At 53.6% G+C, this 15,263-nt stretch carries 12 protein-coding genes; 3 read left to right on the top strand and 9 right to left on the bottom strand.

Annotated elements, in window-relative coordinates; all coding sequences use genetic code 11:
* Window positions 1–2: 2 nt before the first annotated feature.
* Genes HPY86_05150 through HPY86_05120 form a run of 7 tightly spaced genes read right to left on the bottom strand, consistent with a single transcriptional unit; the run spans window position 3 to window position 5,837 of the window.
* The gene (locus tag HPY86_05150; protein ID NPV14301.1) at window positions 3–641 is read right to left on the bottom strand and encodes a corrinoid protein; all 639 of its coding nucleotides are present in this window, start codon (window positions 639–641) and stop codon (window positions 3–5) included.
* Between the two features lie 45 nt (window positions 642–686).
* Window positions 687–1,727 (bottom strand): selenide, water dikinase SelD, encoded by a 1,041-nt coding sequence (gene selD / locus HPY86_05145; GenBank protein ID NPV14300.1) that lies wholly within the window; start codon window positions 1,725–1,727, stop codon window positions 687–689.
* A gap of 9 nt (window positions 1,728–1,736) precedes the next feature.
* Window positions 1,737–2,315 carry a hypothetical protein gene (locus tag HPY86_05140; protein ID NPV14299.1) on the bottom strand — a complete coding sequence of 193 codons (579 nt, stop codon included), beginning with the start codon at window positions 2,313–2,315 and terminating at the stop codon, window positions 1,737–1,739.
* A 15-nt stretch (window positions 2,316–2,330) separates the two neighbouring features.
* Window positions 2,331–3,092 (bottom strand): hypothetical protein, encoded by a 762-nt coding sequence (locus HPY86_05135; GenBank protein ID NPV14298.1) that lies wholly within the window; start codon window positions 3,090–3,092, stop codon window positions 2,331–2,333.
* 3 nt (window positions 3,093–3,095) lie between these two features.
* Window positions 3,096–4,895, bottom strand: coding sequence for an Omp28-related outer membrane protein (locus tag HPY86_05130; GenBank protein ID NPV14297.1), 1,800 nt, complete (start codon window positions 4,893–4,895; stop codon window positions 3,096–3,098).
* Window positions 4,896–4,911: 16 nt separating this feature from the next.
* Window positions 4,912–5,049, bottom strand: a complete 138-nt coding sequence (locus HPY86_05125) for a hypothetical protein (GenBank protein ID NPV14296.1) — start codon at window positions 5,047–5,049, stop codon at window positions 4,912–4,914.
* The gene (locus HPY86_05120; GenBank protein NPV14295.1) at window positions 5,046–5,837 is read right to left on the bottom strand and encodes a methyltransferase domain-containing protein; all 792 of its coding nucleotides are present in this window, start codon (window positions 5,835–5,837) and stop codon (window positions 5,046–5,048) included. Before HPY86_05120 ends, HPY86_05125 begins: the two co-directional genes overlap by 4 nt.
* Before the next feature lie 743 nt (window positions 5,838–6,580).
* On the opposite strand from HPY86_05120, the gene HPY86_05115 reads away from it, so the two are divergent.
* The gene (locus tag HPY86_05115; protein NPV14294.1) at window positions 6,581–7,126 is read left to right on the top strand and encodes a hypothetical protein; all 546 of its coding nucleotides are present in this window, start codon (window positions 6,581–6,583) and stop codon (window positions 7,124–7,126) included.
* Between the two features lie 64 nt (window positions 7,127–7,190).
* Here HPY86_05115 and HPY86_05110 read toward each other — a convergent pair whose 3' ends face one another.
* On the bottom strand, window positions 7,191–11,231 hold the full coding sequence (locus HPY86_05110; protein ID NPV14293.1) for a T9SS type A sorting domain-containing protein: 4,041 nt from the start codon (window positions 11,229–11,231) through the stop codon (window positions 7,191–7,193).
* Window positions 11,232–11,543: 312 nt separating this feature from the next.
* Between HPY86_05110 and HPY86_05105 the strand changes: the two genes are divergently transcribed.
* Window positions 11,544–12,872 carry a T9SS type A sorting domain-containing protein gene (locus HPY86_05105; protein ID NPV14292.1) on the top strand — a complete coding sequence of 443 codons (1,329 nt, stop codon included), beginning with the start codon at window positions 11,544–11,546 and terminating at the stop codon, window positions 12,870–12,872.
* 66 nt (window positions 12,873–12,938) lie between these two features.
* Window positions 12,939–13,574, top strand: coding sequence for a T9SS type A sorting domain-containing protein (locus HPY86_05100; protein ID NPV14291.1), 636 nt, complete (start codon window positions 12,939–12,941; stop codon window positions 13,572–13,574).
* 59 nt (window positions 13,575–13,633) lie between these two features.
* On the opposite strand, the gene HPY86_05095 is transcribed toward HPY86_05100, so the two are convergent.
* Entirely contained in the window at window positions 13,634–15,262 is a 1,629-nt protein-coding gene (locus HPY86_05095) for an FAD-binding protein (protein ID NPV14290.1), read from the bottom strand.
* Window position 15,263 lies beyond the last annotated feature (1 nt).

Below are 15,263 nucleotides of genomic sequence, written 5' to 3'. Positions count from 1 at the left end.
CCTTATTTCAACAGCCGCTCCACCTCTACCACCGCGCTGTGGGCATCCGGCGCATAGCCGTCCGCACCAATCCGTTCGGCAAAGAGGCGCGTCACCGGTGCGCCGCCAACCAGCACCTTGACCCTTTCCCGTAACCCCTTCTTTTTCAGCGCCTCAATCACCTTTGCCATATTGGGCATCGTCGTCGTCATTAAAGATGACATTCCGATAATCTGCACCCCCTCTTCCGCTGCGGCAACAAACCGCTCAATCGGCACATTCCTGCCCAAATCCACGACCTCAAACCCTGCCGCCTGCACCATCACCTTGACAATATTCTTGCCGATATCGTGGATGTCGCCCTGCACCACACCCAGCGCCACCCGGCCCGGGTTTTTGGTTTTTGGTGCCATTTTCTCTTTTATGATGTCAAACCCGGCATACATCGCCTTTGATGCCAAAAGCACCTCGGGCACAAAATACTCTTTTGCCGCAAACTTCTCACCCACCACCCGCATACCCCGTGCCAGCCCCTTCTCCAGCACCTCCTCCGGTTGCACACCCTGACGCAAAGCCTCTGCGCACAACCGCTGCACCTGTTCCGGTTTCAGGGCAACAACCGCATCGACGAGCAAGGAGAATAAATCCGCTCTCTCTGCCATAAGTCAGATATTATAGGAAATCAAAAACTTTCGGCAACAAACTTATCATTCGACCACCCGTACCCTTCCGGTTCCGGCTCGCACCTCACCCACCGCCCGGACACCATCAACTCCGGCTCTCACCAACTCGTTGATAAGTCGCCTTACCTTCTTTTCTGGCACGGCAATCAACAAACCGCCTGAAGTCTGGGCGTCGCACAGTAAAAGACGCATCGTTTTGTCTATCCCCGGGGCAAAATCGGCACGGCTTTTCATAAACTTATAATTGTTCAAGGTCCCTTCGCAAAACCATCCCTCCTGAGCCAGTTTCTTCACTCCGGGAATAAACGGCACCGCTGTTGCGTTGATAACTATGTCAACCCCGCTCGCCTGTGCCATCTCCCAGCAATGACCCAGCAACCCGAAACCGGTAATGTCGGTTGCCGCGCTTACCCCGACTGTGGTCATCGCCTCTGCTGCCAGCCGGTTCAACTGCGCCATCAATCGGTTTGCCCGCGCCACGAGATACGGTGGCGCCCGGCGGTTCTTCTGGGCGGTTGTAATAACCCCGGTTCCGAGCGGTTTGGTCAAAAACAACCGGTCCCCAGGTCTGGCACCGGCATTGGTCACAACCTTTGCCGGATGAACAATCCCGGTAACAGCCAGACCGAACTTTAACTCCTGGTCTCTTACCGTGTGACCGCCCGCAACAACCGCACCCGCCTCCTTAACCTTGTCCCAGGCACCGGCAAGCACCCTCCGCACGGTCTCAAACTCAATCTCTTTAACCGGTACCCCGAGAACTGCCAGTGCGGCAAGCGGCATACCGCCCATCGCATACACATCAGAAAGGGAGTTTGCCGCTGCAATCTGCCCGAACACATAAGGCTCATCTGCAACCGGGGGTAAAACATCCACAGTCAGAACCAGCGCCCGTCTTTTATCCAGCCGAAACACCCCGGCATCGTCTGCGGTTGCGCCGCTCACCAGCAAATCGGGATGTTTAAAACCGGGTAACCCGTCTAAAATGGCAAACAGGTCAGCCTGACACGCCTTGCCCGCACAGCCCGCAGCGCGGGCAAAACTCAAAAGCCCCCTTTTTCTCAAATTAATATCCTAACGCAAAACTACAACCTTCTGAAAACCACCACCGTCATCCCGACGGACAAAATAGATACCGGGCGTCAATACCGCCCGCACCCTTCTTCCCGCATAATCAAAAACCAGACCCGGCACCGCCTTATACCCAAAACGAGTTACCCCTTCCTCAATACCGCAACTTACCCGGGTATAAGTTCTAATTGAACTGACCTGTGACGGGTCGCCTTGAGAGGTAACCGTCATTTGAATCACCTGCTCACCCTCGGTACTGGTCGTGAACACCGTGATGTCAATTGTCGTGTCCGCTTCACCCGGCGCCAGCGTGTCAAACATCGGTATCCCGGGTTCAACACACCGCCCGCGCAAACAGTAGATGGCGCTCCAGCCCGGCACCTCCTGTAAAACCCGGCAGTCAAAAAGGTAAATGTCCGGCTCGGTTCCGGTGTTGGTCAGGGTGAAGTAGTAAACGGCAACTCCTTCCGGCACCACCTGCTGCAAAGTCTCGCTCCGGCACACAAAACTAAAACTGTAATCGGCTTTAGCCGGTGTCACCAATCCGGCAAAAATTAAGAGACAAAAAAACATCCTTCTCATCTTCACCTCCTTTTATCAATCCAGTCTCTTTTTACACGCCTGTAAAACCCGCCCGGTTGAGGGTTGTTGCACAAAACCCACAACACTCAACCGCTGGTGATTCCAGTAGGACGGCAGCGGTACCGTCTGGTCAAATTGCAAACTGTCGCCCCGGCGCAACCAGCACGACCAACCATTGACATCCGGCAGCATCAGCCGCATCACATTGTTAAAAACCGAGTCGGTTGCACCGGGTAAAACCGTTCGTATCGAATCTTCGGTTATCACCAGATAAAGCCGCAAACTCTCTTCCGGTGTCGAATCGACCCCGAAAACACGGGCGAGAACTGTTGCCCGAGAAGAGTCGCGCTGCGTCGTAATCACCAGTTCCACCCCGGGCAAAACCGCCTTCGCCCCGAGAATGTAATTCTTAAATGTCTCGTAGTTGTACTCCGGTCCAGGCGTGCGCACCACCGGACCGCCATCAAAAACCGTTGCCGGCTCACCGCCGGACTCGTAATAGAACTGACGCCGCTCCTCAACATACTCCGGAGAAAGGGTGTCGCCCGCAACGCGCCGGTGATAGGCAATTATTGCCACACTGTCCGAAAACTCCTTTGTCAAACTGTCCAGTGCCTGTGCCGCATAAGGGCAGTAAACGCACCGCTGCCAGGTAAAAAACTCAACCAGCACCACCCGATTGGTGGGCACGAGTGGAATCAACGGCGCATCTGAACAGCCCAAAATCAGGGGCAGGCTGCTGAAGAAAAACAGCAACCTGCCCCTTTGCACCCGCATCCCTTATCGCACCACCACCATCGGTACACAGACCGTGGTGTTGTCATAACTCATCCGGATAAAGTAGCCACCAGCACTCACCATCCTGCCTGTGACATCGGTCAGATTCCAGACCACGGTTCCGCTGCCACTAAGGTTGTCACTCAGTTGTCGCACCAGTTTCCCGCTGATGTCGTAAACCCGCGCCTCCGCCTTGACCCCGGCGGGCAAAACAAACCGCACCTTAGCCCGCGTTCGTACCGGACTGCTCACCGCCAGCACGGGCAGCACCTTTTGCCCTTCTTGTTCGGCAACGCCGACCCTTGTACCACACTCAAAGTCGTCAACATACCAGCCCTCGCCCGTAACATTGTAGTCGCTGATAAACCGGAACCGCAACCGCACCGTCTGATTGCGCAACGGGCTTAAATCGAACGCCTCCTCTTGCCAGCCGTTACTTGACCCGCTCCACATCCCGACCGGCACCCAGAACGGTGAACCGTTGTTTATCTCCAGCACACAGAAATCAAAGTCCGCCTCCGTGTCGTAGTAATGCTGGAACCGCACCCAGGCAGAGTCGCCCAGGGTGAAAAACGGCGTCACAAGTCGGGCATCGTTCTCGTTTGTGTACTGGTGGTTTGACTCTACCCCACAGTACCAGGAGTAACTGGGTGAAGAGGCGCGGTAATTCGAAAGGTGCCAGTTGTCCCGGGTGCCGCTATGGGTCCAGCCACCGATGCCGTGCTCCATATCATCGGCAAAACCCGGGCTCGTGGTGATGTTCAAAGGAAATGTCACCGTATCAACCACCATATCGGTTGTTGTAATTACCAGTTTTAGTGTCGCCTGATGCGGGTCCGGGCACGAAGAACTCACCTGCAGTTGAAACGGCGTGTTACAATAACCTTCCGCACCCCGGTTGATTTGCCCGAAACTGCTCGTGCCCTGGAGAACGGTAAGATACGGGTCATCGGTTGACAGCACCGCACTGGCACCGCTCAGCGCCCCACTGCCGATGTTACGCAACCCGAGCGTCAGATTGAAGTTTTGCCCAGGGCGGGGCAGTACCGGCTGATAACCGACAAACTCCAGTTCCGGCTCCGGTATCACTTCGATACTCGCACCCTGATACATCCACTTCGTGGTGTTGTTCTGGACGAAAACGACAAATTCGCAGTTCCTTGCCACCCAGCCCGAATTGATGGTGAAATTCCTTGTTCGCACCACCGAATCCCCGGGGTTGACCGTTATCGCCTCGCCCGCAGCGTTAGGAAGCATCAACCTCTGGACATCGTGCAGGCTATCCATCCCCTGCCAGGGGTAGTAGATGTGACTTTCGGTAAGAACGGTGTGCAACTGACCGCTGACCGCGCTGGAACTGGTATTCCGAACCACGATTGTCAACACCCCGCTCCTTGATGAAGAATCATAGGTGACCGTCAATCTGATATCGAGCGGACTCGGCTCCAGTTTTCGGGTGTCAAAGAACTGCCGGTATGCCGGATACATCGTGCCGTAATGCAGACCTCCAACCACCGCCTGTCCGCCATCAAGCCGCATCGTCGGATAGCCGGTCACGCCATAATAACTCATCCGGCTCGCCGCCTCTGGGGTGTAAAACGGGTCGCTGGTTGACGAGTGATAGGCAATCACCACCACCGAATCAAACGCCCGAAACTTCAACTCCTCAGCACCGCGTGCCGCGCCCGGACAATAGGTACACCAGGTGGCGGTGAAGTCCTCCATCACCATCACCCGCTGCGTTGCCATTACTGTGCCGGATAGCAAAAACAGCCCGGCAACTATCAGCAACTTACCCCTCATAAACACCTCCTTTTTATTAAACCAAACCCATACAGGAGAGGCATATCTGACTGCTGAAGTAGCCAATCCGTGCCCAGGCACCAATGAAAGAGCCAAAAACCAGCGCGCCGGTACCGAGCCCGATTAGCACCCAGAATAGAATACGCCTGGTCACTTCTGCCCGATGTAAAACCCTCTGCCTACCTGATGCCGATGCGCCGCATCGCGCCACATATTCACCAGGTTGACCGCAAAATCAAACAAGTCCTTGCCAAAGTTTTGCAGAATCGCCGGTTTCAGTTTCTCTTCCACCATCACCTTGTACTCATCAAAGCAGCGGGCAAACTCCTCAGTCTGGTCCTGGGCATCAAGCACCTTAAACCCGGCGCGCTTCAAAACCTCCTGCCACCCTTCAAATGTCTCCATATAGGGAAACGCCATCGACTCGTAAAGTTTTGCGAGCAGGTCCTCCTCAATTTTGCCGGTAATCACCCAGTCGGTAAAACCAATCTTGCCGCCCGGTTTCAACACCCGATAACACTCCCGCGCCAGGAGGTCCTTGTCCGTAACATAGCACCACGCCTCCTGACCCCAGACCACATCAAAGGTGTTCGCCTTGAACGGCATATCAAGCGCAGTGCCTTCAACAAAGGTAATCAGATGGTCAAGCCCTGCCTCTTTGGTCCGCTGTCTTGCCTTCTCCAGCATCGTCCTGGTAAAGTCAAGACCGGTAACCTTAACCCCGTACTTCTGGGCGATGTGCCTTGCCGGCGCGCCCAGCGCACTGCACACATCAAGCACCTGCATCCCGGGTTTCAGTCCCAGCGCCTTTGCCAGACGGTCGGTTGCCTCTGGTCCGCCTGAGTGAATCTGCTCGCCCATCACCGCTTCCCAGAGCAGACCGCCCGGACCGTCATAAACCTCCTGGACATCCTTACCGGTATAGTCGTAACGCTTTGCCATTTTACCTCCTTTGTTTTGTCTGGTTGTTTTTTTGTTGGGCTTTTAGTTGGTGCTTACTTTTACGAACCGGCAGACCGCCGGCACAAAACCGGAGCTTCATCTTTCCCGACTGCCGGTCCCTGACTGTTTTGGGGAAACTAAACGAGCCGCGCTATTCTGTCCTTGAAGGTGGAGCAGACCGCTCCGGTAAAATGGGCGGTTCATCTACGCCACCTCCTGCAAACCACGGCTCTAACTGAGTTCATCATCCCAATTTTAACTGGCAAATTATACCCGGTCAAGCCTGAAATTCGGCTCAACCCACCCCGCCCGGTTTTCCGGTCTTCTATCTTATCACCACCCAACCCAATTTTACCCTGCACTCAAACCCGTTAATGGTGCCGATTATTAGCCGGTCAGGTGAATCAGGTTCTCACCCCAAAACCACCTCAACTTCAATTTCCCATACCATTCCGGAGACTACCCCGGGGTTGGGTAGGGAAAATTGTATCCCATTATGTTAACTATCTAAATTACAATATGTTATATGAAAACAGCCATTTACGGCTATTATACTTTAAAGTATACAGGTTGGAAAAACAAAACCGCGTATCACGGTTTAAACCTTCCTTTATAATATCTGCCCAGCAAATTTTACTTCGCAAACCTCTTCCTTTGATTTAAGAACGCAACCCTGCCCGACTTTTTTCCTTGACATTAAAAAACGGTGTTACTAAACTTATTGCATTAAAAAGGAGGTAATTTTGAAACAGAAGTTCTTTATCACCCTCATCGCTCTGGGATTGGTGACGCTGAGCACCGCCCAGTGGCAGATTACCGGCTACCTGACAACCGAAACAGAACCGGTTGTAGTCGATTCGGTCTACTTTTTCTATGGCTCCACCGGAACCTGGTTCCCAACCCCGGGCTGGGAAGCTAATCCGGGCGAAACCAATCCATTCCAGTTCCCGGAGTTTCCGGGCTGGCCCGCAATAATAAAATACTCTGCAATGGTTGCCGGGATGCCCGTTTCTGATAGCATCTACCGTCCGGTTAACGACTCCTGGTACTCGTTCCCACCGCCGTTTGACCTGGTGAAAATCAAGTTTCAGGGTCAGACCGGCATTGAGGAGACACCGGGTATGATTGCCTTTCCGGCTCTGCTCAACAACCTGCTTGCCGACTCCCGGATTGAAATCCTGAACGCTTCGGGAATGGTGGTGCGCTCCCGGCCTCTGACACCCGGGATTTATTTCTTCCGTTCCACTGAACAGCCCAACATCGTGCGCCGCTTTCTCGTCATCCATTAAGTTAACAACTTAAATAAAAAAGAAGGGGGGCTTAAAGCCCCCCTTCACTTTTAACCGGTCTCTACTACCGGACGATGAGCTTCTGGCTCGCGTTGTATCCGGCGCTCTCAAACTTCACCAGATACACACCCGCTGCCAGCGACCGCAGGTCAAGGTTGCGCGTGCCGGTGCCCGAAGCGACAAAGGTGAGATGCATCACATCTCGACCGGTCACATCATACACCGTCAACCGCGCCGGTGCCTGCTGCGGCACGCTGTAGGAGAGCAAGCCATAACCCTTGACCACCGGATTCGGCGCCACGCTGAACCCAAACCGGTTCGCATTCACCTGCTCCGCCATCACGCCCGAGCGCTCCGGCTTCGCAGCATACACCACCACTGTGGTGTCGTAGTAGCGCCAGAACTCCTGGATTTTGCCACCCTTCAGGGCAAAGAAGATTGGGTTGTCACCGTAGCCAGCAAGTGCGCCACCCGCCTTGACCCGTTTCTTCTTGCCGGTAGAACCAACCTCCGGCATCGGGTCAAGTTCGGTCCAGGCATTACCGGCAACCTCATAACGCCACCACTCAACGGTGTTGCCACCCTTGAGCGCATAGATGTAGCCGTTGTAGTAGGCGCCATCAGAACCGTCCTTGGACTTCTTGTTCTTGCCGGTCTTGCTGCTTGAGGTCGGCATACCCGGAAGTGACGCGGTGCCCCACTGCTGGGTTGTCAGGTCAAATGTCCACATCTCACCGTACTTCGCCTTGTGAGCATAGAGCGTGTTCTGACCATCCCAGACCAGCCAGGAGCCCTTGTCCCATTTCGGACGAGTACCAGCCGGTGCTGAAGGCAGCGACTCCCAGGCAGAGGCGGCAACATTGTACCGGAAGAAGTCGGTCTTGTAACCCTTCAACAGGTACACATAGCCGTCCACATACACGAGGTCGGTACCACCTTTGACCTTCTTGCCACTCGCACCCAGCGGTACCGCTGCCAGCGGCTCCCAGGAGTTACCCTCAATCGAGTAACGCAGGAAGCCCTGGGTGTTGTTGCCGATGGTGGCGTAGATATAGCCGTCACCATAGCAGCCGTTCGCACCCTTGTAAGGCAGTTTACCCTCGGTCGCCGGAATCGGAGTCAGAGTTGTCCAGTTACCCGCACTGTCCGCGTTCGGGTCATAGGCGTAGAAGTCGCCGGACTTGTAGCCGCGTGCCGCATAAATCAACCCGTTGTCCGGATTGAATGCAAGGAACGCACCGTCTTTCGGCGCACCCGGAATCGACTTCACCTCAACCCAGCCCGGAGTTACCGGTGGTGCGGTGCTCACCCGGAATGTGCCGGTCCTGATGTCGTTTGCGGCATTGACATCACCGCCGGCAACGGTTGAGCACTTAACCGCCCAATCACCCTCAGTGTTGACCACATAGGACGGGAAGGTCAACTGAATCTCAGCGCCACCCGCCAGGGTTGCGGTCTGAGACTCGGAGTAAACCCTTGTCCCGCTCGGGTCGTTCATCAGGTAGTAGGCGGTGAAGTTCATTGATGTTGTGCCAAAGTTCTTCCAGGTCGCCTTGGGCACAACCGCATCGCCCGGACGAGCGCTGCGCGGGGCATCAATCGACTTCACACCCACATCACCGGTCTGCAGGGTGCGCAGGATGAATGTACCGTAATACATCGGCTGTCGCCAGAGGGTATCAGGCATATCAGCGGGCCACCAGCCGTAGAACGAAGAGCCGTCAAGGCTAAACAGCCACAACTTGCCGGTGTCATTCACCGGATTCATCGAAATCTGGTAAGGCAGTGTACCAAACGGCACCTTCACCTCAAACACCAGATAGCCATTGAGAGTACCAGATGCAGACTGAGCACCCGGCACGGTTAACTGCTGACCGAAGGTGTCCGGGGTATGCCAGCGGTATAGCACCTCGTCATTGTTGTACTGGTTCACCCAGAACCAGTAGTTGCCTTCCGAGTTGTCGGTTGCCCATTCACCATCACCACTCTCATCCAGATAGAAACCAATCTGGTCTCCGGCATCACGGGTCATCGCCTGCGGCATACCGAATGCGAGGTAGAGGTTATTGCCGTCGTGCTTCAACCGCATCCAGGCGGCATTACTACTCTGTGTCATTCCACCCCATCCGGCAATATTGGAAACATTCACATAGTAGGCGTCGTCCCATTCGCCCGCGGCAAGATAGCCGTCAATTGAGGGCGCATTGTTGCTGCGGTAGGAGTAGCAGGTGTCGGTCGTAGTCATACAGGCGCGCCGCACCGTGTCGTTGCCTGGTGCCTCATCGCCTGTCAGTTCCACCCACGCCTTAATCTGGTATCCAGCCCAGTACTGATTCGCCGGTGTCCAATCCGGGAAAGTTACGCTGAATGTGTCACCGGAAAGGACCGAGTCGGTAATCAGTACACCTTCAAGATAAAGGTTCTGGTCTGCCGAGTCCACCCGGAAAGCCACCAGGAAGTTCGCCTCATTGTTGGTGCCGTAGTTGATGTAGGTTACTGTAGGTGTGATTGTCTGTCCGGGTGTAAGTTTGACACCCTCTGGAATGTCAATGCGATAGGCTGCGATGTCATGATTGCGGATTGTCAGGTCGTTCGGTGAACGGAAACAGAATATCGTTCCGTAACCCGATTTGGAAACAAAGTACCCAGCGGGCCGAGACGCACCAGTGAACATATACTCACTGGATGATACCTGCCGATACTGCACCGTGTTACCATTAGCCGCATTGACCACCCAGATGTTGGCACCAGTGTAGTACCCTGGTGTCAGGTAAACATAACGGGTTGAACCGACCGCGCCGGTGACACAAGGTACACCATCGTATATTGCGCTGTTGTCAGGAACCGTAATGTATCCCTGCGTGTTCCAGGCACCGGTACCATCCGACTGCTTTACCGCATACAGACGGCCGGGTGTAGACTGTGTGGTGTAATATACATTTTCATAGTCAATCGCCGGGTACTGGATGTCGTGCCCGCCACTGGTTGTGAAGGTCCATATCGGACCGGCAGCAAGATTATCGGCATTATAGCAGCGAATGGAACCAGAACCGGAAGTGGAAGCGGAACCACCACAGAACAGCCTTCTCGTTGTCGGGTTAATTGCTACCGAACCTCTTGGATAGTCGGTAATCACCGGCGTGGAGTCAACCAGCGCGCCCGTCGCCAGGTTGATCTTCATAATCTTCGGGTTGGAAGGCGATGCCGGGTTCCAGCAGGGCCAGTAACCATACTGACCATTCGGGTCGATGGTAAGAGCACCACCGCAGGAAGAACCCCGGGTGCTTAACCGCATTGTGTCGCCGGTCAGAGCGTTCACCCGATAGAGTACGCCACCGTAGGGAGTACTAAATTCAAGGGTTATGTGATAGATGTAGCCATTATAGTAAACCGGACGGTTGAAGTTGAGGTTCGTACTACTGGCACCAGCAGAACCCAGCGGTACTGCTGCTGTCCAGACCGATTGACCGTTATCCAGCCGATAGCAGCTAACCCTTGGGGTGTTGCCGCTTGTTCCATAGTTCGGAACTGCGACCCAGAGCTGACCGCCGGTACCCTCAAAAATCACCGGTGAACCAGGATAGTAAGAGGATGCCTGAACTTGGGTGCTCCAAATTACGGTTCCATCGGTTATATCACGGCAGTATAGATAGCCCGTGCCGCAATCGACATAAACCACTTTCCCGGCAGCGATTGCTGGATAGCCGAACCATGGTGCCCAAGCCGCGCTTGTATAGGTCGCAGTCCAGAGCGAACGCAGTGTATCCTGAGGGATTAATGGGTTCCATGCGTTCTGGTAGACATCGTGTCCATGCATGGGCCACATAAACTCGTCAACCGGTAAGGGCTGAGGCTCACCGCCGCCGTTACCAAGAACCGTTCCCGGCGCCAGAATTCCCGCCTCAATTGCCTCCTGCACATCCTTCAGGGTCGGGGTGTGAATTACCTGACCGTCACCCGTAACCCAGAACTGAACGGTCTGTGCATAGGCAACCTCCGGCGGCAAATCGGTAAGGGATGCCGGTGGTAGGGTCGGAGTGAGCGCAAACCCGACGCCGGTCAAAACGAGCAGCGTCAGAACGCCCATTCCTATGCTTCTGTTCATCCAAGCCTCCTTTTTTGGTTTTTACTTTTTACCGCACCTTATGAGGTGTTTTGTGCCACCTCATATTTTCAGGTGCATTCTCTCACCCATTTTAATTCGGATGTCACCCTTTTGGTGAGCGTATATATTATATTTCTATAATTCCTCTTGTCAAGCAATTTTTTAAAAGACCGTCACAATTCCAGCAACGGGTTTTATTTGACAATAAAAATTAATTTGGTATATTTATTACCTGTGGTTTATAACGGCACACAACCCGGTCGCACACCACTAATGTATTATTATAAAAAAGATAAAAAAGGAGGAAGAAAAATGCAAAGACTGCCAATAGTAATAAGCATCGGTTTGATGCTGATTTGTAGCCTCAATGCCTATGCCGACTGGGGAGCAATCCGTCAGCTAACCGTCTCACCAGACAACTCCAATATGCCCTTCTCTGGTAGAGCGGTAGCGGTAATGGGTAATAACCTGCATATCGTTTATTCTGATGTGGTTGGCGGCGATAGGAAAGTACTCTATCTTCGCTCCACAGACCGGGGAGCAACATGGGCTTCGCCGTCTGTAATTGACGAGATGCCTTATAGTTATACATTCAGCATCGCTGCCGATAGTTCCGGTAATGTGCACTTTATCAATCGCCGGGCTGATGGCGGATTGTGGTATCGACGCTCGACCGACGCCGGCGCAACCTGGTCCACCGCTCAACAGGTAACCGCTGAAGTTGATGTCCCTCTTTTATTAACAAATGGTCCCCAAAATGTATATATACTAAATGTTAAACCCACCACCCCGCCTCAATTAGAACTCTACAAGTCAACCGATGGCGGGACAAACTGGAACCGTACTGATGTTATCACTCAGACCGGTTTCCAGAGCATCTGTGCTGCTACCAGTGGCAGCGCAATTCATATCGCTTACGCCTATGGCGGTATGGGTAACGCCCAAACCTATTATCTCCGTTCCACCGATAATGGCACAACATGGAATTCACCGCGGCAAATTTCGACCTCCAGTCAGACGGTTCCCGTAGGCATCTGGGCTAATGGTAATTATCTATTCCTATCCTTTACAATTTTTGGCCAGACCCGCAATTTCCGACGGTCCACCGATGGCGGCGACAACTGGCTTAATGAAACAACCCTGCGCGCCCTTATCAACGATATCGCATTTTTACCCACCGGCGTAACCCATGCGCTCAGTCTTAAAGAAGACAATCGCGTCCTCTGGTTTTATTCCACCGACAATGGCTCTTCTTGGTCCGATACGGTGAAAATATCGGGTGATGCCGAAGGCACTCGTGCCAAACCTCAAATCGCAGTTGACGGAATGAACGACCTCCACGCCTTCTGGACCAGCCGCCAGACCGGTAATGTTGAAGTTTTTTATCGCTTTAACTCCCTCGGCATAGAAGAAAACGGCACCGAAGGTTTGTGCCAACCGAAAACCAAACTCATTACTCCTAATCCGGCATACAATACCCTCCGGGTTTTAAGCACCACGCCCGTTGCCCTGTACGACGCCACCGGCAAATTAACCGTCATATTAACCCCGGGAGAAAACAACATCAGCAACCTTATGCCCGGTGTCTATTTTGTGCGCCAAGGCGAAACCAATACCGCGAAGTTCATTAAACTTGAATAACCTCACACTGGACTTTAGCGCTAAATTCTGGTATAATTCTACTTGGGAAAAGGGAAAGGAGTGAATATGAAAAAAGGATTGATTCCCGCCGTAGTTTTAGTTGTCTTGCTCATTCCTGTCCGACTGCCGGCGCTGGACATCTACGGCTACCTTAACACCGGTATGAATTCTACTCAGATTGACAGCATGCGCTGGTACTTTTTCCTTCAGCCTCAACCGGTAATGGAATCAACTCCGGGCTGGGGTGGTCCGCCAAGTTCTCTTGACACATTTCAGTTTTCTCCCAAGGAGCAATGGCCCATAAGAATCGAACTGTTTGCTCAAATCAACGGTATGCCCCGTTCATTTGTCATTGACCAAGTTCTCTGTGACACCTGGTATGACATAGAAGGAAGTGCGGTGCGCTTTGACACAACGCTCAGCGGATTGAATGGCCCAATTAATCACAATGTATTTCACCTTACGGTTACTCCTAATCCTGCACCCAAAGGCTGGATTCAGGTAAACGGACTTCCACCAACAAATCGGGCAATTGTCCAAATCTACGCACCTAACGGCACTTTAGTTCTTACTCGCTCAATTACCCCAGCCGGTTCCGGCGCTGCTCATCTCAATGTCTGTCATCTATCAAAAGGTGTCTATATCCTGAAGGTCCGTTCCGAATACATCACATGGCAGGGGAAACTCCTATTATTGAACTGAGAAACTGAAAGAAAGTAAAGGCGGGCGTTTTGCCCGCCTTTTGTTTTATTATTTATAAACTATTCGACAAACGCCAGCGGGGTCTGCAGTTCGGGTCTGCGGTATTCGGGTAAGACCATCGGTGAGCGCCGGTTTTTCGGCACCCCTGCCTTTTTCAATTCCGCCTCAAACTGGCTCAGATGCTTGAACCCGCAACTGCGCACCGCTGTCTTTTTTGCCTTTTCCGCCGCACTTCTGCCCGCCCTGCGACCAAAAACCAGGATGTCCAGAAGCGAGTTGCCCATCAGCCGGTTTCTGCCATGAATACCACCTGCCACTTCACCCGCGGCATAAAGGTTCTTTACCCCGGTCTCGCCCTGGTCGTTGATTAAAACCCCACCGTTCTGATAGTGCTGGGTGGGATAGGTCAAAATCGGCTCTTTGTCCATATAAATCCCGAACCGGGCAAACTGGTGGTACATCGCGGGCAGATTAGCCTTGACCGCACCTTCACCTTTAAGGATTTCAATCAGCGGTGTATCAAGCCACACTCCAAGCCTGCCAGTTGGGGTCACAACCCCGTTTTTTCTGCCCACGCACTCCCGGATGATTGCCGATGCGGTAATGTCCCGGCTCTCCAGTTCGTAGATAAACCGGTTGCCGTGCACATTGACCAGATGGGCACCAAGCCCGCGCACCTTTTCGGTAATCAACTGCCCGACAATCTGCTCCGGATAGGCAACACCGGTGGGATGGTACTGAATCGTGTCGATAAACGCCAGTTTTGCCCCTGCCCGATAGGCTAAAACCAGACCATCCGCGGTTGCGCCATAATGGTTGGTGCAGGGGAACCCCTGAATGTGCAGTCTGCCACAGCCGCCGGTCGCGAGAATCACCGTCTTTGCCCGCACCGTGAACAACTCATTCGTATCTAAGTTGACAAACGCCGCACCGGTGCAGGCGCCCTCATCGTCGGTCAAAAGTTCCAGCGCCGCACAGAACTCCAGGACCATCAGTTCCCGGTTGCGAAACTCGTCCCGCAGGGTGCGCATAATCTCGGCACCGGTGTAGTCCCGGCAGGCGTGCATCCGCTTACGGGATGTGCCACCGCCGTGAATCGTCTTCATCGTGCCGTCCGGCTCTTTGTCAAACATCACCCCCAACTTTTCCAGCCAGGCGATGATGCCCGGTGCGTCGGTAACCAGCGCCCGTGCCAGTTCCGGAATATTTTTGAAATGCCCCCCACCCAAAACATCAAGGTAGTGCCTTTCCGGCGAGTCGTTCGGCTTGTCTGCCGCCTGAATTCCGCCCTGTGCCATCATCGTATTGGCATCACCAAGCCGCAGTTTCGTGGTCAAAAGCACCTTTGCCCCGTACTCTGCCGCAGTTAACGCCGCTGCCACGCCGGCACCACCACCACCGATAATTAACACATCAACATCAAACTTTGGATTGTCCGGGTCAAACCGCTTCGGCTCAACCAGGGGCCAGGCTTCCAGCAGGTCTGCCAGTTCGTGCGGTGTTCGGTCGCCCTTGTTTGGACCAACGGTGAGCGCCCGCATACTGGTCTCAATGTAATCGGGATGGAACGACTTCAAGAGCGCCTTCTTACTTTCGGCATCAAGCAACGGAATCTTCCCCTGCTTGATTCGCTCCTGCCTGGTCGCCTCCAGTTTTTTTATTGACTCCTGCATTGACTCTGGATACATC

Source organism: candidate division WOR-3 bacterium (genome assembly GCA_013177935.1).
GTDB lineage: Bacteria > Hydrothermota > Tepidihabitantia > Tepidihabitantales > Tepidihabitantaceae > Tepidihabitans.
This window is presented reverse-complemented; position numbering and strand designations above follow the sequence as displayed.